The sequence below is a fragment of the Streptomyces sp. NPDC012935 genome, assembly GCF_042900345.1.
Classification (GTDB): domain Bacteria; phylum Actinomycetota; class Actinomycetes; order Streptomycetales; family Streptomycetaceae; genus Streptomyces.
In genome coordinates, this window is the sequence record NZ_JBIBBC010000095.1 from 1 (window position 1) to 1,210 (window position 1,210).

The 1,210-nt window shown below is 71.2% G+C and carries 1 protein-coding gene; it reads left to right on the forward strand.

Annotated elements, in window-relative coordinates; genetic code table 11:
• A partial coding sequence (locus ACFY5C_RS41790; RefSeq protein WP_389455320.1) for an LCP family protein occupies positions 1–1,087 on the forward strand: 1,087 nt, incomplete at its 5' end.
• Positions 1,088–1,210: the final 123 nt, after the last annotated feature.

Here is a 1,210-nt window from a genome sequence, read left to right on the forward strand (position 1 = left end):
GTCCGACACGCTGATGGTGCTCCATGTGCCGGCGAGCCGGAAGTGGGCCACGGTCGTGTCGTTCCCCCGTGACTCCTGGGTGGAGATACCGGCGTGCGACCGGGGCGGCGGCGACAAGTCCAGCCCCCACCACGCCAAGATCAACGAGGCGTTCGCGCTGGGCGGTTCGAGCGGCGAGGTCTCCGGGGCCGCCGCCTGCTCCATCAAGACCGTCGAGGCACGGACGGGACTGCGCATCGACCACTTCATGTCCGTCGACTTCCAGGGCTTCAAGGGCATGGTGGACGCCCTCGACGGCATCGAGGTCTGCCCCGAGGAGGCCATCCACTCCGAGAAGGCCCGCCTGGACATGGAGGCCGGCTGCCAGACCGTCGCCGGCGAGAAGGCCCTGGGCTACGTCCGCGTCCGCTACGGCGTCGGCAACGGCTCCGACATCGGGCGCATCGGACGCCAGCAGGAGTTCATGAACGCCCTCGTCGAGAAGGCGCAGGACCGGCTCACGAGCCCCACCTCCCTCTACGGCTTCCTGAAGTCCGCCACCAAGTCCCTGACCACCGACCCCGATCTGGCCGGAATCAAGCCCCTGTACTCGCTCGCGTCCGAGCTCAAGGGCATCCCGAGCGACCGGCTCACCTTCGTCACGGTCCCCAACTACCCGCGCGAGGCCGACGTCCCCACCGACAAGGCCAACGTCGTCTGGCAGTACCCGCACGCCACCGATCTGTTCAGCCGCCTGGCCAAGGACAAGGAGGTCGACGGCGACCGTCTGAAGGCACAGACGAAGGTCCCGCTGTACGCCTCCTCGGTGAAGGTCCAGGTCCTCAACGGCACCTCGACCCCGGGCCTGGCGAACACGGTCGCCGGCAAGCTGCGCGAGGCCGGCCTGACGGTCACCGGCACGGGCAACGCGCCCGAGCCGTCCGCCACCACGGAGATCACCTACCCGTCGGGCCAGGAGCAGCAGGCGAGGGCGCTGGCCGCGCACGCCCCCGGCGCTCCGGCGCCGCGCGCGGCGGACGCGGGCGCGGCCGCGGGCGTGATCACGCTGGTCGTGGGCGACGACCTGGACGTGGACCGGATCCGCTGACGGCGGGTGGTACGGGTGCGCCGGGCGCCCCGTGCTGTGCGGGGTCGCCCGGCGCCTCTTCCGCTTCTCTCCGGTCCGGCCGGTCTTCCGGTCAGAGGTCGAACTCGTGCGGCGGCAGACCGA